The following is a 19,225-nucleotide window of genomic DNA, read 5'->3' as shown; positions in this document are numbered from 1 at the left end:
ACCTAGGTCTCTACTGCTCGTTTTCAGTGTGCCAAGCGTTAAGCTGGCGAGTGACCTCTTCGGTGATTTGCTCGGCAAAGGTAGTGATTTTCATCGAACCTTTATCACCCTCACCTTGCACACGCACAGAGACTTCTCCTTCCTGAGCTTCCTTCTCACCCACGATGAGCATGTAGGGGATACGCTTGAGCTCGTTGTCACGTATCTTACGACCGATCTTCTCATTGCGGTCATCTACCTGAGTGCGGATATCCTGTGCGTTGAGCTGTGCTGCTACTTGGTGTGCATAGTCGTTGAACTTCTCACTGATGGGCAGCACGACCACTTGGTCGGGGGTGAGCCAGAGTGGGAAGTGACCTGCGGTATGCTCAATAAGCACTGCGACGAAACGCTCCATTGAGCCGAAGGGGGCACGGTGAATCATCACAGGGCGGTGCTTCTTGTTGTCAGCTCCGGTGTACTCTAGGTCGAAGCGTTCAGGTAGGTTGTAGTCTACCTGAATTGTACCCAACTGCCAGCGACGGCCGAGGGCATCCTTGACCATGAAGTCGAGCTTAGGGCCATAGAAGGCTGCCTCACCATATTCAATCTTGGCAGGGAGTCCCTTCTCTTCACATGCCTCGATGATGGCTTGCTCGGCACGCTCCCAGTTCTCTTCACTACCGATATACTTCTCACGATTGACTTGGTCACGCAGGGAAATCTGTGCCTCGAAGCTCTCGAAGTTCAGTGCCTTGAAGATGATGAAGATGATGTCCATCACCTTGCAGAACTCCTCCTTGATCTGGTCTGGACGGCAGAAGAGGTGGGCATCGTCCTGCGTGAAGCCACGTACACGTGTCAGCCCATGGAGCTCGCCACTTTGCTCATAGCGATATACTGTGCCGAACTCAGCGAGTCGCTGGGGCAGGTCACGATAGGAATGAGGGCCAAGTGCCTTGAAAATCTCACAGTGGTGAGGGCAGTTCATCGGCTTGAGCATGAACTCCTCGCCTTCCTGAGGTGTCGTGATGGGGCGGAAAGAGTCCGCACCATATTTAGCCCAGTGACCCGAGGTGATATAGAGCTGTTTGCTCCCGATATGTGGGGAGATTACCTGTTGGTAGCCGAACTGCTTTTGGATTTGCTTGAGGAAGTCCTCTAGGCGAAGGCGTAGCTGTGTACCACGGGGGAGCCAGAGGGGAAGCCCCGAGCCTACGTTCTGTGAGAAGGCAAATAGCCCCAGCTCCTTACCAATCTTACGGTGGTCACGCTTCTTAGCTTCCTCGAGGAGCGTTAGATACTCATCGAGCATCTTCTTCTTGGGGAAGGTAATCCCATAGAGACGGGTAAGCTGTTTGCGCTTTTCATCTCCACGCCAGTAGGCCCCTGCCACGCTGAGGAGTTTGATTGCCTTGATATAGCCGGTGTTAGGCACGTGTGGCCCACGACATAGGTCTGTGAATTCTCCTTGAGTGTAGGTTGTGATTGAACCATCAGGTAGGTCAGCGATGAGCTCGAGCTTGTACTCGTCGTTCTTCTGCTTGAAGAACTCTGTTACATCAGCCTTGGTAATGTCCTTGCGAATGATAGGTTCCTTGCGAGCAGCGAACTCCGCCATCTTAGCCTCGATTGCTCCGAGGTCAGCATCACGGAGCTGTACCCCTTCGCCGAGGTCGATGTCATAGTAGAACCCATTCTCGATGGCAGGACCGATACCAAACTTCACTCCAGGGTAAAGAGCCTGGAGAGCTTCTGCCATGAGGTGTGCGCTGGAGTGCCAGTAGGCATACTTCCCCTCGGGGTCATCCCACTTGTAGAGCTTTAGCTCGGTGTCCTCCTTGAGGGGACGCATTAGATCCCATATCTGTCCATTGACACCCGCTGCCAGCACATCTTGTTGTAGGCGTGGGCTGATGTCACCAGCGATGTCCCAAGAGGTCGTACCTGCGGGATATTCACGCTGACTGCCATCGGGGAATGTTACTTTTATCATTGAGCTCATAAGGATTTCTTTTGATTGCTGTCCTGCAAAGATAATACAAAGGACAAGACTAGAGGGTGATAGATGAGGTCAACTTGTAGCTAGTGTGTCCTTCTCCCCACTGCTTCTGATGTGGGGCACGCATATAATACCTATAATATATAATGTATAGCAAGAGTCCACCTAGAGATAGGTTTTGATAGGTTTTTCTCCAACCTATATGCTCAGCTGAGGAGAGGGTTAGTACATTCGGGCTTGTGTATCTCCCATGTAATGCCTTCCTTTTTATTCTTTTTGATGGTTGTGTAAGGCGTTTGTTGTCAATATGTTGTGATGTTTCCTAAAAGAGCTTATAACGAGTTGTAGTAACTCGTCCCAAAGAGTTATGGTAACTCGTTCAAACGACTTATGGTAAGTCGTCGTAGAGAGTTGTGGTAAGTCGTTGAGACGACTTATGGTAACTCGTCGTGACCTCTTGCAAATAGCTTAAACATAGCTTGTTACAACAGGGCTTAGTTTGGTCGGGAAATCGTGTGTTTTTACTCTTACTTTAATTGCTTGCATTTCTTTTTATCACTACGGATATAGAGCCTCTGGATTTTGTGCCCGGAGGATGACTCGTTACCAGGTTGCATCTCTTTATCCCTCTTCTCTTTATTCCTCTGCTGTTGTACTTACGGCGAAAATACAGAAAGCCCGAACAGAATAGACGAAATGATGTGGAGGAAAAAAGAGTTTGTTATCTTTGTCTCTGGAAACTTAATCACTAACATCAATACACTTATATCGTAATGAGTAAGATCGGTATTTTCTACGGCTCCTCGACAGGCTCCACCTCAGAGGTAGCACAACGCCTAGGTAAGGCACTTGGCGCAGAGGCTAATATCTTCGATGTCGCTAGTGCAGATGCTGCCGATGTAGCAGGCTTTGATGTCCTCCTTCTCGGTTCCTCTACATGGGGGATTGGAGACCTTCAGGATGATTGGGAAGATTTCCTCCCCAAGCTCGCTGAGCAAAATCTAGCTGGTAAGAAGGTTGCTCTCTTCGGTTGTGGCGATGCAGATAGCTACCCTGATAGCTTCTGCGAAGCGATCGCTAAGCTTAAAGAAGGACTTGCTAGCACAGGCTGTACATTTATTGGTGCCTATGCACCCGAGGGTTACAGTTATGATGCTACGGAGACGGAGCAAGGTGGTAAGCTCGTTGGGCTATGTATCGATGAGGCTAACCAGTCTGATCTAACCGACGAACGCATAGAGAAGTGGGTCGCACTTCTTCAGTCTGAGTTTTAGGAGTGACCCTCTAGCTTGCTCGGTTTGATTCATCTAGAGTAGGCGAAGGTTGCCTAAGACGCAGTGACCTCTCTTGGAAGGTGAATGAGGAGAAATCCTTACTCACCTTCCGTCGTTTTATGAGGTCTTTGACTAGAGGTGTTTGTGCTAGAGGTGGAGACGTATTCTATCCTCAGTCACACGAAATACAGGGAGACCGTCAGGTGAGGGGCGAGTAGGGTATTTGGCGTATTCAAAAGTTTCTGCTACCTTTGCACACGATTTGTGAGGGGAGACCCATCACGCTAAGTGAAGGGAATGCACCAACCATTTAATGACTCTGTAGCTCAGTTGGTAGAGCAAGTGACTCTTAATCACTGGGTCGTGAGTTCGAGCCTCACCGGGGTCACTGACTTCCACATCACAAATCAATGACTCTGTAGCTCAGTTGGTAGAGCAAGTGACTCTTAATCACTGGGTCGTGAGTTCGAGCCTCACCGGGGTCACCACAACGGGGACTGCATCTGTCGGATGCAGTCCCCTTCTTGTTTGTTGTGTAGGAGGGAGAGGAGGAATAGCCCTCTGGCTTCCTTGACTTTTCGTATCTTTGTGTGGTCCCTATTCCACATTGTCATGGGGAGTAAAGAGTTTGTTTTTGATTAATCATCCTAAAAAGAAGACGAATATAAAGCCTATGGGAAGAGTCCTCATTATCGGTGCTGGCGGTGTCGGCACGGTAGTGGCAAAGAAGGTGGCACAGAATAGCGATGTATTCACAGAGATAATGCTCGCTAGCCGTACCAAGAGTAAGTGTGATAAGATTGCCTCTGAGATACAAGGTGTCAAGATACAGACAGCGGCCGTAGATGCCGATAATGCACCTGAGCTCGTAGCCTTGATGCGTTCGTTTAAGCCCGAGCTCGTAATCAATGTCGCTCTACCTTATCAGGATCTACACATCATGGATGCGTGTCTCGAGGCAGGTGTGAACTACCTTGATACGGCGAACTATGAGCCTCTGGATGAAGCAAAGTTTGAGTATAGCTGGCAGTGGGCCTATCAAGAGCGATTCAAGGCTGCTGGTCTCACGGCGATCCTTGGCTGTGGCTTTGACCCGGGTGTGACTGGTGTATTCACGGCGTATGCTGCCAAGCATCATTTCGATGAGATCCATTACCTAGACATCGTAGACTGCAACGGCGGAGATCACCACAAGGCCTTTGCGACGAACTTCAATCCCGAGATTAACATCCGAGAGATCACGCAGAAAGGACGCTACTATGAGGATGGGCAGTGGAAGGAAACCGAGCCACAGGAGATTCACAAGCCCCTTACCTATCCTAATATCGGAGTGCGTGAGTCTTATCTCCTCTATCACGAAGAGCTGGAGTCACTGGTAAAGAACTATCCAACTATCAAGCGCGCACGCTTCTGGATGACCTTTGGACAGGAGTATCTGACACACCTCAGGGTGATGCAGAATATCGGCATGACACGTATTGATCCTATCCTATACAATGGGGTGGAAATTGTGCCTATACAGTTTCTCAAGGCTGTACTGCCTAACCCCGGTGAGCTTGGGGAGAACTACACGGGAGAGACCTCTATCGGTTGCCGTATACGAGGTATCAAGGATGGCCGAGAGCAGACCTACTACGTCTGGAATAATTGTAGCCATCAGGCTGCTTATGAGGAGACTGGAGCGCAGGGCGTGAGCTACACAACAGGTGTGCCAGCAGCCATCGGTGCTATGATGTTCTTCCGTGGTCTATGGCGCAAGCCGGGTGTTTACAATGTCGAGGAGTTTGATCCAGATCCATTCATGGAGCAACTGAAGCTACAGGGATTGCCTTGGCATGAAGACTTTGGACTAGACCTTGAGCTCTAGTAGAAGTCACACACTTGCTTAGAAATGAATAATATGTCGAGGCCGTCCCTACACTAGACTTGTGGGGCGGTCTCGCTCACTTTTATCACACACCATCTTACACAACACATGAAAGTATTACTCATCGTAGATCCACAGAACGACTTTATCACAGGCTCGCTCGCTGTACCTGGTGCGAAAAAGGCCATGGATTATCTCACAGAGTGGCTGCGTGAGCATCACACCGAGTATGATGCCTTTGTGGTCACACTCGATCAGCATCCTGCCGACCACTGTAGCTTTCAGGTACAGGGAGGTCAGTGGCCGATTCACTGTGTGCGCTATACCGTTGGGGCTGCACTCTACCCACCGCTAGCTGAAATCTTGATGAATACCAAACGCTCAGGTGCGAGTGTTTTCTTCGTTCCCAAGGCGATGTCTCGCCATCGCGATGCATATAGTGCCTTCGAGGATGCTGTACCTGAGTTATTGCTAGGTGCTACGCATATTGATGTCGCCGGCCTTGCTGGGGACTATTGCGTCAAAGCATCTATCAACGACCTACGCCGTCATCTACCTGAGACAAGCATGTCTACTCTAGATGAGGCTATCGCTTGGATTGGAGAGCGCGAGCCTCTACTTTAACTTTACTAACTACCCATTTGTCCTATGAACGTGAAACATTTAATCATCGCCTTTGGCCTTTTTGCCATGCTTAGTGCCTGTCATACGAAGACCTCTACTACGGACAATCCCTTGCTGACGGAGAGCACTCTTGACTTCTATGCTCCTCCGTTCGACAAGATCCTGCCTGAACACTTTATGCCTGCCATTAAGCAGGGGATAGCTGAGCAGCAAGCAGAGATAGATAGTATCATTCGCAATCCAGAGACTCCAACGTTTGCAAATACCATCCTAGCTTACGAGAAGAGTGGACGATTGCTTACTCGAGCCTCCACTCTGCTCTCTGTGCTGACGTCTGCCAATGGTACGGATGAGCTTCGTAAGGTAGAGGAAGAGGCAACACCGCTTCTTTCGGCACATCATGACGCCCTCTTGCTAAATGAGAAGCTTTTCGCTCGAGTAAAAGCTGTGTACGATGCCGATACCTTGCTCACGGGGGAAGACCAGCGCTTGACCGAGGTGCTCTATCGAGAGTTTGTCCACGCAGGAGCGCTCCTGTCAGCTGAGAGTAGAGATTCGCTCTCGATGATTAATGGAGAGCTCTCCGTGCTGGAGACTAAGTTCGTCAATCAGGTACGTGATGCCACCAATGCTGCAGCAGTACTCGTCACGGATATCAAGGAGTTGGACGGTCTCTCGCAAGAGAATCTTGACCGAGCAGCTAAGCTCGCTGAGGAGCGAGGAGAGAAAGGGAAATATCTCCTAGAGATCTCCAATACTACGCGCCCTGGCTATATCGCCGAGCTGAATAATCGTGATCTACGCCGTCGTGTACTGGAGGCTTCGCTCTCTCGTGCTTCTCGTCCCAATGATCCAAATAATACTCAGCTGACGATTGCTCGCATCGCTGAGCTACGTGCAGAGAAGGCTAAGCTCCTCGGCTATGATAGTTTTGCGGCTTGGGCGCTGAGTGACCAGATGGCTCGTGAGCCAAGTGCTGTTTATAGCCTCATTGAGGAGATTGCTCCTGCCTATAGGAAGAAGATAGCGGCTGATGCAGCTGAGCTAACGGAGTTCGCTCGTAAGACTGAGGGTAAGGACTTCATGCTCGAGGCTTGGGACTGGGATTACTATGCTGAGCGTCTGAAGAAGGCAAAGTTTGACTTGAATGAGAATGACCTCAAGCCTTACTTTGTCCTTGATAGTGTGCTGAAGAATGGCGTCTTCTTCGCTGCAAATAGACTCTACGGCCTGACCTTCAAGCCACGCACCGATATACCGGTCTATGCAGATGGGGTGAAGGTGTATGAAGTCTTTGACAAGGATGGCTCCTCACTTGCACTCTTCTACACAGATTACTTCCGCCGTCCGACTAAAAATGGTGGAGCATGGATGGAAAACTTCGTCCAGCAGAGCTTCCTTTTTGGTCGTAAGCCTGTCATCTATAACGTCTGTAACTTCCCAGCCCCCGTTGGAGATGCCCCAGCTTTCCTATCCTCCGATAATGTCGAGACACTCTTCCATGAGTTTGGCCACGCTCTGCATGGCTTCTTTGCTTCGCAGCAGTATGCTAGTATCTCTGGTACTCAGACACCTCGTGACTTCGTAGAGATGCCCTCGCAGTTTAATGAGCATTGGATGACGGACTCTGTCGTCCTCAGCAACTATGCTCGCCATTACCAGACGGGTGAACCCATGCCTCAGGCCCTCGTCAATAAGCTCAAGGCTTCAGCCCTCTTCAACCAAGCCTATGCTCTTGGGGAGAATCTTGGTGCTGTAGCGATTGATATGGCATGGGGTATGCTCGCTCCCGGTGTGAAGATCACGGATGTAGATGCTTTCGAGCGGAAGGCTCTGGATGAGCGAGGTCTCTACCTGTCTCAGGTGCCACCTCGCTATCGCTCTACCTACTTCTTACATGTCTTCGGTGGAGGCTATGCTTCCGGCTATTATTCTTACCTCTGGACCCAGGTGCTGGAGAGTAACATCTTTGACTGGTTCGTCGAGCACGGAGGGATGACGGCAGAGAATGGTCAGCGTCTACGAGACCTTGTCCTTTCACGTGGCAATTCTCAGCCTGTCAAAGACCTTTTCGCAGCCTTCACTGGACGCCTAGCTCCTGATATGAAGAGCCTTATTCGTGCTCGAGGTCTCGCTGATTAGGTTACTACTATTTCTCATAAATGCGTACAGCCTACTCTTAGAGATGTCCTCTGAGGGTAGGCTGTATCATAATTAGTATCTGGATAAAAAGAAGTGGAGACATCACGTGGCAATGTACGCCACGTGATGTCCCCACTCTTATTCTTTACTAAGTGTTACTTCCTGTTGGTTGGGCAGATCTAAAAGCCCATCTTGTGAAGATTGAGGACAGAGACGCAGGAGCATATCGCTTTTTGAGCGTCTCTTATTGGATCCTTGTATTCTTCGGATTGCAGACTATTATCTTTTGCGAGAGTTTCTCTAGAGAAACAGGGAGGATTAACTAGAGTATTTGATAGCTCTGCCAACCCAAGGTAAGAACCAGACGATATGTATGGTATATGTGCTACCTTATCGTCCTTAGTATAACTCAGTGTCTGATCGTCTCGTGATAACAGGGGCGAGGGTGAGAGCAGAGTGATGTGCTTTCTCCTCAGAGAGCGGCGTCAAGTTGTCCTCGAGCTTGGCGGGAAGAGGGCTACCTGCTCGCTGGATATTGGTGATATGTATGCGGTATTCATTACCACGGACAAGGCCATAGCGACCAATGGAGTTCTTTAATGGAGCCTTGGTGTTGTCGAAGTGCCGGATGGGGATTGTGTAGTAGCTAATTCCCATATAGTAAAAAGCAAGTCCCTCCTTATCGAATGGCTTGGTAAAGGATGCAGAGGTAATCCCTGCTCGTGTCAGGGCTTCCTTCAGCTCTTCATCGGGGTATCGTTCCGTCTGAAGCATCTGCTTGACTTGTGTTTCGGTGTAATATTGTCCTTGGAAGCTAAGCCAGCCTTCCTTGGCTGTAAGCGTAAGTCCGCTGGGGATGTAGGGATAGCGTAGATAGACGGTAGGAACAGTGCCTGTGAGGTAGGCCGTTGGAGGGATGGTACTTTCCTTTGCATAGATGCCACGCACCTGCTTCCATGAGTTGCTTGTTGGTTCGCTGGTTGGCATTGCGCACCACTCAATGGTATTTATGGCGACACTCAGAGGGTCAAAATAGGAGAGTAGCCCTGCAGTCTTTGTGGGAGGTGTTGAGAGCCAAGTATCGTAGTACTCTCCCTTAGGATAACGATCCTCGGGAGAGGATCCATCACCTGGTACTTCCATGCTCCCGTTGGGGAGTAGGGCGAGTGGGCGAAGGGCTGCAATGGACTTTGCTTGTGCGGTGATTATGTAGCTTGGCGGTAGATTGCCTTTTTTCGCTCCACCCGCGAGTGTTGGATCGCCATAAACCAGCACACGAGCAAGTGTAGATTCTAGGGTGATCGTTACTGAGGGGGTAGGGGAGGAGAAGGCTGTACGACTGACCTCTACTGCACCTTGGCTGTTGAGCATCGCTAAACGTAAAGGATGGTCAGTAGTGAAATCAGAAGCCCGATGAGGAGTGAAGTTCTCTAGCATAGAGAGTGGACTCCCTACTTGAGTCGACGCCTTGAGACTGGGTGTTGCGTTAGCGATTACAACCAGACGATAATCCTCTGCGGGGAGCGTAAGGGGTATGTCGCTCAGTGTTGTGGAGGGCAGTACGGTGAGCTCTCTGATGTGGCTCACTTTGTCTTTGCTTGCTCCGCCATAGAAGACGAAACGTAGAGAACTAATTTCCTCCATTGGGTCTTTATCCTGCTCCTCTGCTCGGAGTGTTACTGTACGAGGCGATTGGATAGCAAGGTGTATTACCCTATTGCCCTTTAAAGGGAGCTCTACCTTCTTACCTAGCCCAGAGGGATCACTAGTGCAGGAAGAGAAGGCTAAAGCCAGTACCATAATAAGAGATAAAGAAGGTTTCATTTGGACTTGTGGTTTTATATGGTTGGATAAAAGTAGATAGCCTCCGAGATGTCTTTCTATAAAGAGCTTCGGAGGCTATCTTGTGTGATTTCGTGCTTAGACGAGTTCGTGGATGATCAGGCCTGAGCGGAGCTTAGGCTCGAACCACGTGGTCTTAGGTGGCATGATATTGCCCGAGTCGGCGATGTCGATGAGTTGCTTCATCGATACGGGATAGAGGGCAAGAGCAAACTTCATCTCACCGCTGTCCACCCTCTTCTTTAGCTCGCCAAGGCCACGGATACCACCGACGAAGTCGATGCGCTTGTCCGAACGCAGGTCCTTGATGCCAAGGATCTTGTCGAGGATGAGGTTGGAGGAGATCGTCACGTCAAGTACCCCAATCGGATCGTGGTCGTCGTACGTGCCGGGCTTGGCTGTGAGTGAGTACCAGTGGTCTCCGAGGTAGAGGGCGAAGTTGTGCAAGCATGCGGGCTTGTAGATCTCCGTACCCTTGTCCTCGACGACGAAGTTCTCCTCGAGCTTCTTTAGGAGCTCTTCCTTGGTGAGGCCATTGAGATCCTTGACGACACGGTTGTAGTCAATGATGGTCAGCTGGTCGTCGGGGAAGCAGACAGCCATGAAGTAGTTGTACTCCTCGTCGCCACGATGGTTGGGGTTCTGCTTGCGCTTCTCGTCACCCACGAGGGCAGCGGCGGCAGAACGGTGGTGACCGTCTGCGATGTAGAGCGCAGGCATAGCAGCGAAGAGCTCGGTGATACGACGGATATCGGCTTCGTTGTCGATGATCCAAAACTCGTGGCCGAAGCCGTCTAGTGGAGCGATGAAGCTGTAGACGGGTTTCTCCTTCGTGTACTTAGCGACGATGTCGTTGATCTCCTTTTGGGAGGGGTAGGCGAAGAAGACAGGCTCGATGTTGGCATTGTTCACACGTACGTGCTTCATGCGGTCCTCTTCCTTGTCACGGCGGGTAAGCTCATGCTTCTTGATGACGCCCGTCATGTAGTCCTGGACGGAGGCACATACGACGAGGCCGTACTGTGTCTTGCCGTTCATTGTCTGAGCGTAGACATAGTAGTTCTCCTTGTCGTCCTGTACGAGCCAGCCCTTGTCACGGAAGAGGCGGAAGTTCTCAGCCGCCTTAGCATAGACCTTCTCCTCATGCTCGTCTGTACCGACTGGGAAGTCGATCTCGGGACGGATGATGTGGTAGAGGGACATCTCGTTGCCCGCTGCTTCGGCACGAGCTTCGTCACTATTGAGCACGTCGTAGGGGCGAGAGGCGACACGCTCTACGAGATCTTGGGGTGGGCGGATACCACGGAATGGTTTGATGACAGCCATAGGATGGTGTTTGTGCTAGTGTGATGTGTACGTGTATGTGTCGGCTACTTGTTGAGGCGGAAGCGTTCGTTACCCTCCTTGATGAAGCCCACGATCTGGCGAGCAGCAGCTAGACCAGCGTTGGTGTTGGCTTCAGCGGTCTGAGCACCCATCTTCTTAGGTGTAGAGAAGTAGCGTTCGCCGAGGGCTGCCTCCATCTCTTCGTGGTTAGCGGGGCGGATGTCGCTGAGGTAGCGAAGGTCTTCGCGTTCCTTGAGGAGCTCGAGTAGCTCAGCTTCGTTGATGATCTCCTTACGTGCTGTATTGACGAGGATAGCCTTCTTAGGCAGGAGGCTTACCAGCTCACGACCGATCGAGCCCTTGGTCTCGGGTGTAGCGGGGATGTGTAGGGAGACGACGTCACAGGTGGAGAAGAGCTCCTTCTGTGAGCTAACGGGTGTCACACCTTCCTTGACCATCACATCAGCTGGGGTATAGGGGTCGAAGGCAAAGATCTCCATGCCAATGCCCTTGGCGATACGAGCCACGTTACGACCAGTGTTCCCATAGGCCAGCAGTCCGAGCTTCTTGTCCTTGAGCTCTGTGCCGGATGCGCCGTTGAAGCGATTGCGAACGGAGAAGAGTAGGAGGGCGAAGACGAGCTCAGCCACAGCGTTGGCATTCTGCCCTGGGGTGTTCATGACGCATACGCCGTGTGCGGTAGCAGCCTCGAGGTCTACGTTGTCGTAGCCTGCACCAGCACGTACGACGATCTTGAGTTGCTTAGCAGCGTCGAAGACCTCCTTATCTATGATATCACTACGGATGATGATAGCCTCTACATCGGCTACTGCGGCGAGGAGCTCAGCCTTAGAGGTGTACTTCTCGAGTGCAACAACATCAAAGCCTGCATCGGTGAGGATTTGACGTATCCCTGCTACGGCAGGTGCTGCGAATGGCTTTTCGGTGGCAATAAGTACCTTGGACATGATTTCTGGTAATAATTAGCTAGTGAATAGATACGCATAGTGAAGAAGTAGCGCACAGCACACGGACACCTCTGCCTTAGTTGTAATAGGAGGTGCGTGCCTGTGCGTTACTTCTAGTTGAAACTGATGGCAACCAAGTTTCAATGAGAGATGAAAGGCTCCGTTTAGTGCTTACGCTCGAAGTCCTTCATAGCTTCGATGAGCACTTCTACGCTGGTCTTTGGTAGGGCATTGTAGAGTGAAGCACGGAAGCCTCCTACAGAGCGGTGCCCCTTGATGCTGGAGATACCGCGTGAGGTAGCGAGGTCGAAGAAGTCCTTTTCGAGCTCCTTGTACTCGTCCTTCATGACGAAGCAGACGTTCATGATCGAGCGGTCTTCGGGATTGACGGTACCACGGAAGAGGCGGCTGGAGTCGATGGCATCGTATAGGATGCGAGCCTTCTCGAGGTTCATCTTTTCGAGGGCCTTCACACCGCCGAGTTCCTTGTACCACTTCATCGTCTGTAGAGCGACGTAGATGGGGAATACGGGAGGAGTGTTGAACATAGAGTCCTTCTCGATGTGCGTACGATAGTCGAGCATCGTAGGCAGAGGACGATCTACGTGGCCGAGGGCATCACGGCGTACGATGACGAAGGTCACACCAGCAGGAGCGATGTTCTTCTGTGCACCACCGTAGATGAGGTCGTACTTAGCTACATCCACCTCACGAGTGAAGATGTCGGAGGACATATCACCCACGAGACGAGTCTTGACGTCTGGGTCGTAGCGGAGCTCCGTACCGTAGACGGTGTTGTTGGTCGTGATGTGGAGGTAGTCTACATCATCGGGCACCTCGTTCTTTTCCCATGGCTTGGGGTACCAGACGTAGTTGTCTGCCTTAGAGGAGAAGGTGACAACCTCACCGACGAGCTTAGCTTCCTTAGCAGCCTTGCTCGCCCACGTGCCGGAGTCTACGTAGGCAGCCTTGGTCTTCAGTAGGTTCAGTGGAGCCTGATAGAACTGTAGGCTCGCACCGCCCCCGAGGAAGATCACTTCGTAACCCTCGGGTACATCGAGCAGCTCCTTCATCAGGTTGCGAGCTTCCTCTATAGTAGCGGTGAACTCCTTACCACGGTGAGATACTTCGAGGAGGGACAGGCCTGTGCCTGCATAGTTGAGGACAGCAGAGGCTGCGTCCTTGATCACACTTTCGTCTAGGATGGATGGTCCTGCCGAGAAATTGTGCTTCTTCATAAGAGCAGTATTTGAAAATGAATAGTTATTGACATCAAGCTCTGGGCACGATCAGACACTCTGTGCTACTGGGAAGAGCCTTCGGACTATACCCATAGGCAAAGGTATCAAAAAAACGAGAAGATTGTTACTTTACTTCACTATTTGCCCCGAGGGGTAAAAATGTTAGTCTATAAGCGTTGATATTCAGTCAATTAAAATATTTAATGATGTGCATGTTTCCCCCAAATTTTGGTAATACCCTGCTCCTAGAGTGTGTGATAATGACATGCTTGTTGCCTTGGGTCTGGTTGCTGGCTCGTTATGATGTGTCAAATGAACACACCTCAACTGACCCTCGTGTATCTGCTATATAATAATGTAGAGGTTGGGGTGAGGTGGTGCAGGATGAATCAAAGAGCCTCGAGCAAGGGTGAAGGAGAGTTAGATATAGAGTGTGTTTGGGGGTGCCTCTGAGAGTTACCATAACTCGTTTTAGAGAGTTGTGGTAAGTCGTTTCAGAGAGTTATGGTAACTCGCTTGGATGAGTTATAGTAACTCGTTGTGACGAGTTATGGTAAGTCATTGGGGTGTGTTTGGGTGGGGTTTATAAGTTGCTGGATTATAGTTTGTTTTTGTACTCCTTTTAGGGTCGTTTTTTGACTTTAGGTGTACACTTTATTCCCATTACACCACATGTCGATCGATGGGTACGGGGAGAGAAACGAGCGAAGGAATATGCTCCCCCATCATCGGATAAGAGGTGTACATTCTCGACTATTTTACTACCTTTGCCCCCAAAGCGTTGTGTCTTGCTCTCACATAGATCTGTGTGCGTGGGGGTGAGCTTAAAAGGGAATCGAGTGTGAGTCTCGGACAGTCCCGCTGCTGTGAGTACATCATACAGCTACCACGATATGCTGGGGTAACCCACCACCACTGAGGGTTCTGTGTCCTTGGGAAGGTGATGCGTCGGTAGACAAGGTGTACAAGTCAGAAGACCTGCAATGCTTATCAAATGCTTCGAGGAAAGCTACAAGTATAGCACTCTATGCTTGGAATTCATTCCCCAAAGAGTTGCCCACTCTTTTAAATCAAGAGGGTCTTCGGCTTGCCGTAGTAATTTAGTGGATATGCCTCGGGTAAAGTCCGGATGGTGTTGGGGAAAACCAGCATAGTCAGGTCTCTTTACTCGGGGCTTATTCGCTTCTTACCCTTTGGTGGGTTATCTTTGTGTTCATTCATTCAGTTAGTACGATTGGTCTTATGAATTTCCTTCGCTCATCATGGTGCTTCGCCCTCCTGATCTGTCTAGGTGTGTGGGTAACCCCTTCCCAGCTTCGAGCCTGCTCGGATAGCCTACAGCTCATCCCTCGGCCTGTATCTGTCCAGCGTGGCACTGGGGTGTATTGCTTGCCTAGCCCTTTACGTCTGGGTGTTGATACGCCCCCACTCCTCACAGAGGGACTCAAGAGGCTCTCCATCAATGCTGCACCGAGCATGCGTCGCAGTAGGGGCCGTATTGCTTGCTCGATCGATCCTAAACTTCGTGGTCGAGAGGCTTATCGTCTCTCGATCGGGGAGCGTGGTGTGTCGCTCATCGGGGGCTCTAAGGATGGCCTGCGCCAAGGGACACAGACGCTCCTTCAGCTCCTAGAGCAGTATGGCACGAAGCTCCCCTACATGACGATCACCGACTCAGCACGCTTTGCTTATCGAGGTGTGATGCTCGATGTCTCACGACATTTCATGCCTTCGGAGATGATCCTAAGGCTCCTCGATGAGATGGCTCGTTATAAGCTCAACCGCTTCCATTGGCATTTGGTCGATGGCGGAGGGTGGCGCTTCCCGAGTGAGAAGTACCCATTACTGACGAAGAAAGCTGCCTACCGTATGGAGAAGGACTGGGATACCTTCTGGCAGAAAGACCGCAAGTTCGTCGACGAGCAGACCCCGGGTGCCTATGGTGGCTATTATACCAAGGATGAGATCCGCAGAGTCATTAGCCACGCCACGAAGCTGGGTATCACTGTTATCCCCGAGATTGAGTTGCCTGGGCACAGCAATGAGTTATTCTTCGCCTACCCAGAGCTAAGCTGTAAGGGGAAGTGGACCTTTGATGCCTCGGATGTGTGCATTGGTAAGGAGTCTACCTTCCGTTTCTTTGAGGATATCCTCAGCGAAGTAATACAGCTCTTCCCCTCGAAGTATATTCATATCGGGGGCGATGAGGCCGCCATGAACCATTGGGGCTCATGCACGGATTGCCAGAGACGTATGAAGGAGGAAGGTCTCAAGGACAACCATGAGCTCCAGAGCTATATGATCAAGCGCATCGAGCGTTACCTGCTGAGTAAGGGGCGTAAGCTCCTTGGGTGGGATGAGATTCTGATGGGTGGGTTGGCACCAGAGGCGACCGTCATGAGTTGGCGTGGAGAGGAAGGGGGCATTACCGCTGCAAGGGCAGGGCACGATGTCATCATGACCCCTGGTAGCCATGTCTACCTAGACTTCTACCAACGGGAGAGCGAAGGTGAGCCACGTGCCAACGGAGGCTTTACTACCCTTGAGAAGGTCTACTCCTATAACCCCGAGCCCACAGCCCTTACCCCCGAGGAGCATAAGCATATCTTGGGTGCTCAAGCGAACCTATGGACGGAGTACGTCCTCGATGCACGGCACGCTGAGTACATGCTCTTCCCACGCCTACTTGCCTTATCCGAGGTAGTTTGGTCACCACAGGCCACACGCAGCTACTCAGATTTCCTTGCAAGGGTAAACTACCATGTCCCACGACTCCAAGAGCGTGGTATCAACGTCTATCCTCTACGCCGTATCGCCGTGGATATGCAGCTCGACAGTACAAGGCGTGAGGTCTCGATCCATCTGTCCTCGGAGCGACAGCCCTCGGAGATTCGCTATACGACCGATGGTACAGAGCCGACGGCTACCTCTCAGCTCTATTTGGGCAAACCCATCGTCTCTGCGGACTCGATCCTGCTCGTGGCTCGGCTCTTCGATGGAGCTAAGCCTTTAGATCTACCCTCTGTAAGGTACCGCACGGACTACCATAAGGCGATTGGCAAGAAGGTTACCTATAATGGACACACATGGAATGAGAAGTATCCCGCAGGAGGTACTCAGGCTCTCGTCGACGGTCTACGAGGTACTCCGACCTATCTAGATGGGAAGTGGCAGGGCTACACTACGCCCCTCGATGTCACAATCGACCTAGGGGAAGTCACCGAACTAAAGCATGTCTTTGCTCGCTTCATGCAGGAGCGTATGCAGTGGGTCTATATGCCGGGCGATGTGGAGGTGCTACTTAGCGAAGATGGGGAAACCTTCCGCAGTGTCGGTAAACAAGTGACACGCACCAGTGAGGAGGAGTACAAGCCCGTCTTTGAGACGTTCTCCTTCCCGATGAAGGAGCGTGCACGGTACATTCGCCTGAAGGCTGCTAATGCTCGCTCGGCGGGGCACTTTATCTTCACGGACGAAATCGTAGTCTGGTAGAGAAGGAAAGTGCTAGGACGTCTGAGACCTAGCGGCTAGGTTTGCTTGGGCTACTAGGTCTCATGCCCTAAGAAGTTACCCCATGCTAGGGTCTCGCCGAGATCCTAGCATGGGGTAACTATTAAACCCTAGCAAGGGTGTCTTTATAGACCCTTGCTAGGGTTTCTTTTGCTGGGTTTCACAGGTCTGGTAATGAACCTATGAGACCTAGTTGGTACAGATGACCTAGGACTTGTCCTCCCTTCTACCCCAGCTTACGACGCTATTTGTTACGACACTTAGGCTACTGAGCATCATCAGTCCGCCAGCGAGCATAGGGTTCATCAGGTAGCCCGAGATAGGATAGAGGATGCCAGCAGCTATGGGGATGGCAATGAGGTTGTAAATACACGCCCAGAAGAGATTTTGATGGATGACCCTTAGCGTCCTATGGGATAGGCTAAGCAGGCGGTCTATGGCGAGGAGGTTCGAGGTGCGGATTGTCACCATCGCAGTCTCCATAGCGAGGTCACTGCCTTGCCCCATGGCGATGCTGACGTCTGCAAGGGCAAGTGCTGCGGCATCGTTAATACCGTCACCGACCATGGCCACCCTAGCCCCTTGTGCCTGGAGGCTACGGATATGCTCCGCCTTTCCCTCGGGCAGTACACCTGCGATGTATTGGATACCTCCGACTTCTTGGGCGATGGCTTGGGCAGCTCGCTCCCCATCCCCCGTGAGCATGATGATGTTGATCCCTCGCTGGCGTAGATGATTGATGGCCTCTCGTGCGCTAGGACGAATGGTGTCGGAGATCATGATGACGGCAAGGACCTCCTCTTCACTGGCGTAGAGGCTACATGTAGCACCCTTGGCTTCACCTTCCTCTAAGGCCTTCCTTGCTTCCTCGCCGAGGGTAACGCCCGAGTCCATGATGAACTTTGTGCTTCCGACACGATAGACTTTCTCCCCAATCTTCCCTTGTAAGCCCTTGCCTGCCACCTCACTGAACTCCATGACCTGAAGGGGGTTAAAGGGAATGTTGAGTGCTTGGACAATGGCCGAAGCCAGAGGATGTCCTGAGAGCTGCTCCACGCGAGAGAGGCGTAGGTGGTCTGCTTTGCTGCTGCCCGATAGCCAGTGAATGGTCTTTACCTCGGGTCTACCTTCGGTAATCGTCCCCGTCTTATCAAGGACTATGGTGTCGATGTGCCGTGCAGCCTCGAGACTCTCTGCGTTGCGTATGAGGATACCCTCACTTGCTCCTCGCCCGATGCCCACCATGATCGCTGTCGGCGTAGCGAGACCCAGAGCGCACGGACAGGCAATAATCAGTACCGTGACAGCCGCTATGAGCCCTTGCTCCAGCCCTCCATGGGGAAGGAGGACGAGCCATAATACCCAAGTGATGAGAGCGATGAAGACAATGACGGGGACGAAGATGCGGGCAATGCGATCAACGAGCTTTTGGATAGGTGCACGGCTAGACTGTGCCTCTTGCACGAGACGTATGATGCGTGCCATGACCGTGGCTCGACCCACTTCGGTGGCTCGGTATGTCAGGCTCCCGTTGCCGTTCATCGTGCCTGCATAGATAGGAGTGCCTTGGGTCTTGGGGACGGGGATAGGCTCACCGCTGATGAGTTGCTCATTGGCATAGGATTCGCCTGATACGACCTCTCCGTCGACGGCGAATAACGCTCCGGGCTGGGCACGCAAGATCATCCCTGGCTCCACCTCCTCTATGGGTAGTGTTACTTCGCCTGTAGGGAGTACCTGGATGACCTGCTTAGGTTGGCTACCCATCAGATGGCGCAGTGCCGTGGTTGTCCTACGCTGGGCTCGTGCTTCGATGACCTTGCCTAGGAGGACAAAGGCAATAGTCATCGCTGCTGCTTCGAAATATAGGTGGTGCAGGTGATGCATGCTACCCGAGAGGAGGTACTCCATGAGGTGGGTCAGGCTGTAGAGTATGGCAGTCCCCGTGCTGAGAGCTACGAGGAGGTCCATCCCGGCAGCTTTACTCTTTAGTTGCTTCCACCCTCGTGCATAGAAGCCCGAACCTGCCCAGACGAGGACAACGAGGGTGAGTAGGGCAGAGATGACCGCCTTGGCTAGGGTAATGGGGTGAGCCATCATAAGCACCATGACGACAAGGGAAAGGACGGTAGCGACGATGGCCTTGTACAGCTGTCGTCGCTCCTCTCTAAGGCGTATGGCCTCGATGGTCTCAGGGCTTACCTCGTCGATGCGTAGCTCATAGCCCATGCTAGCCACGGCTGATCGAAGAGCCTCGGGGTGACACACTGTCTCGTCATATACTACAAAGGCTGTAGCAGAGGAGAGATTAACACTTGCGGAGACCACCCCTGGGACGTCCTCCAGAGCCTTAGTAGCATGTGAGGCACAGGCTGCACAATGTAGTCCAAGGAGCGGATAGGTTTGCTTCGTCATGATTGAGCTTATACTAAAGGGGAAATGGGATAATA

Annotated in this window: 11 protein-coding genes, 2 tRNA genes and 1 riboswitch; of the genes, 7 read left to right on the top strand and 6 right to left on the bottom strand. The window is 51.7% G+C overall.

Going from position 1 to position 19,225, the window contains the following annotated elements; translation table 11 throughout:
• Positions 1–10: 10 nt before the first annotated feature.
• Complete coding sequence (gene thrS / locus HMPREF0636_RS00780) at positions 11–1,975, bottom strand: threonine--tRNA ligase (protein ID WP_044167849.1); 1,965 nt, start codon at positions 1,973–1,975, stop codon at positions 11–13.
• Between the two features lie 779 nt (positions 1,976–2,754).
• On the opposite strand from thrS, the gene HMPREF0636_RS00775 reads away from it, so the two are divergent.
• The 6 genes from HMPREF0636_RS00775 (at position 2,755) to HMPREF0636_RS00750 (ending at position 7,888) form a co-directional block, all read left to right on the top strand.
• Positions 2,755–3,255, top strand: coding sequence for a flavodoxin (locus HMPREF0636_RS00775; RefSeq protein WP_005469613.1), 501 nt, complete (start codon positions 2,755–2,757; stop codon positions 3,253–3,255).
• Positions 3,256–3,570: 315 nt separating this feature from the next.
• Positions 3,571–3,643: transfer RNA gene (locus tag HMPREF0636_RS00770), tRNA-Lys, on the top strand.
• A 24-nt stretch (positions 3,644–3,667) separates the two neighbouring features.
• Positions 3,668–3,743: transfer RNA gene (locus HMPREF0636_RS00765), tRNA-Lys, on the top strand.
• A 185-nt stretch (positions 3,744–3,928) separates the two neighbouring features.
• Positions 3,929–5,122, top strand: a complete 1,194-nt coding sequence (locus HMPREF0636_RS00760) for a saccharopine dehydrogenase family protein (RefSeq protein ID WP_044167775.1) — start codon at positions 3,929–3,931, stop codon at positions 5,120–5,122.
• A 108-nt stretch (positions 5,123–5,230) separates the two neighbouring features.
• Positions 5,231–5,746: an isochorismatase family protein gene (locus HMPREF0636_RS00755; RefSeq protein WP_005469607.1), complete on the top strand. Its 516-nt coding sequence runs from the start codon at positions 5,231–5,233 to the stop codon at positions 5,744–5,746.
• A 24-nt stretch (positions 5,747–5,770) separates the two neighbouring features.
• Positions 5,771–7,888 (top strand): M3 family metallopeptidase, encoded by a 2,118-nt coding sequence (locus HMPREF0636_RS00750; RefSeq protein ID WP_248616845.1) that lies wholly within the window; start codon positions 5,771–5,773, stop codon positions 7,886–7,888.
• A 399-nt stretch (positions 7,889–8,287) separates the two neighbouring features.
• Here HMPREF0636_RS00750 and HMPREF0636_RS00745 read toward each other — a convergent pair whose 3' ends face one another.
• The 4 genes from HMPREF0636_RS00745 to serC all read right to left on the bottom strand — a co-directional run bounded on the left by HMPREF0636_RS00745 (position 8,288) and on the right by serC (position 13,262).
• Positions 8,288–9,712, bottom strand: a complete 1,425-nt coding sequence (locus HMPREF0636_RS00745) for a fimbria major subunit (protein ID WP_081748363.1) — start codon at positions 9,710–9,712, stop codon at positions 8,288–8,290.
• A gap of 96 nt (positions 9,713–9,808) precedes the next feature.
• Complete coding sequence (locus HMPREF0636_RS00740) at positions 9,809–11,056, bottom strand: DUF1015 domain-containing protein (RefSeq protein WP_005469590.1); 1,248 nt, start codon at positions 11,054–11,056, stop codon at positions 9,809–9,811.
• 44 nt (positions 11,057–11,100) lie between these two features.
• Positions 11,101–12,024 (bottom strand): NAD(P)-dependent oxidoreductase, encoded by a 924-nt coding sequence (locus tag HMPREF0636_RS00735; RefSeq protein ID WP_044167772.1) that lies wholly within the window; start codon positions 12,022–12,024, stop codon positions 11,101–11,103.
• A 164-nt stretch (positions 12,025–12,188) separates the two neighbouring features.
• Positions 12,189–13,262 (bottom strand): 3-phosphoserine/phosphohydroxythreonine transaminase, encoded by a 1,074-nt coding sequence (serC, locus tag HMPREF0636_RS00730; protein ID WP_044167769.1) that lies wholly within the window; start codon positions 13,260–13,262, stop codon positions 12,189–12,191.
• 774 nt (positions 13,263–14,036) lie between these two features.
• Positions 14,037–14,265: riboswitch (cobalamin riboswitch) on the top strand.
• A 242-nt stretch (positions 14,266–14,507) separates the two neighbouring features.
• Between serC and HMPREF0636_RS00725 the strand changes: the two genes are divergently transcribed.
• Complete coding sequence (locus tag HMPREF0636_RS00725) at positions 14,508–16,757, top strand: glycoside hydrolase family 20 protein (RefSeq protein ID WP_044167767.1); 2,250 nt, start codon at positions 14,508–14,510, stop codon at positions 16,755–16,757.
• 225 nt (positions 16,758–16,982) lie between these two features.
• On the opposite strand, the gene HMPREF0636_RS00720 is transcribed toward HMPREF0636_RS00725, so the two are convergent.
• Entirely contained in the window at positions 16,983–19,190 is a 2,208-nt protein-coding gene (locus tag HMPREF0636_RS00720; protein WP_044167763.1) for a heavy metal translocating P-type ATPase, read from the bottom strand.
• Positions 19,191–19,225 lie beyond the last annotated feature (35 nt).

Source organism: Porphyromonas catoniae ATCC 51270, from assembly GCF_000565015.1.
GTDB classification, from domain to species: domain Bacteria; phylum Bacteroidota; class Bacteroidia; order Bacteroidales; family Porphyromonadaceae; genus Porphyromonas; species Porphyromonas catoniae.
This window is presented reverse-complemented; position numbering and strand designations above follow the sequence as displayed.

What these genes read in the sequence shown, in the direction of transcription:
- HMPREF0636_RS00745 (WP_081748363.1), bottom strand. Translation starts at nt 9,712, where the DNA reads ATGAAACCTTCTTTATCTCTTATTATGGTACTGGCTTTAGCCTTCTCT.
- HMPREF0636_RS00755 (WP_005469607.1), top strand. Translation starts at nt 5,231, where the DNA reads ATGAAAGTATTACTCATCGTAGATCCACAGAACGACTTTATCACAGGC.
- HMPREF0636_RS00720 (WP_044167763.1), bottom strand. Translation starts at nt 19,190, where the DNA reads ATGACGAAGCAAACCTATCCGCTCCTTGGACTACATTGTGCAGCCTGT.
- thrS (WP_044167849.1), bottom strand. Translation starts at nt 1,975, where the DNA reads ATGATAAAAGTAACATTCCCCGATGGCAGTCAGCGTGAATATCCCGCA.
- HMPREF0636_RS00740 (WP_005469590.1), bottom strand. Translation starts at nt 11,056, where the DNA reads ATGGCTGTCATCAAACCATTCCGTGGTATCCGCCCACCCCAAGATCTC.
- HMPREF0636_RS00775 (WP_005469613.1), top strand. Translation starts at nt 2,755, where the DNA reads ATGAGTAAGATCGGTATTTTCTACGGCTCCTCGACAGGCTCCACCTCA.
- HMPREF0636_RS00750 (WP_248616845.1), top strand. Translation starts at nt 5,771, where the DNA reads ATGAACGTGAAACATTTAATCATCGCCTTTGGCCTTTTTGCCATGCTT.
- HMPREF0636_RS00725 (WP_044167767.1), top strand. Translation starts at nt 14,508, where the DNA reads ATGAATTTCCTTCGCTCATCATGGTGCTTCGCCCTCCTGATCTGTCTA.
- serC (WP_044167769.1), bottom strand. Translation starts at nt 13,262, where the DNA reads ATGAAGAAGCACAATTTCTCGGCAGGACCATCCATCCTAGACGAAAGT.
- HMPREF0636_RS00760 (WP_044167775.1), top strand. Translation starts at nt 3,929, where the DNA reads ATGGGAAGAGTCCTCATTATCGGTGCTGGCGGTGTCGGCACGGTAGTG.
- HMPREF0636_RS00735 (WP_044167772.1), bottom strand. Translation starts at nt 12,024, where the DNA reads ATGTCCAAGGTACTTATTGCCACCGAAAAGCCATTCGCAGCACCTGCC.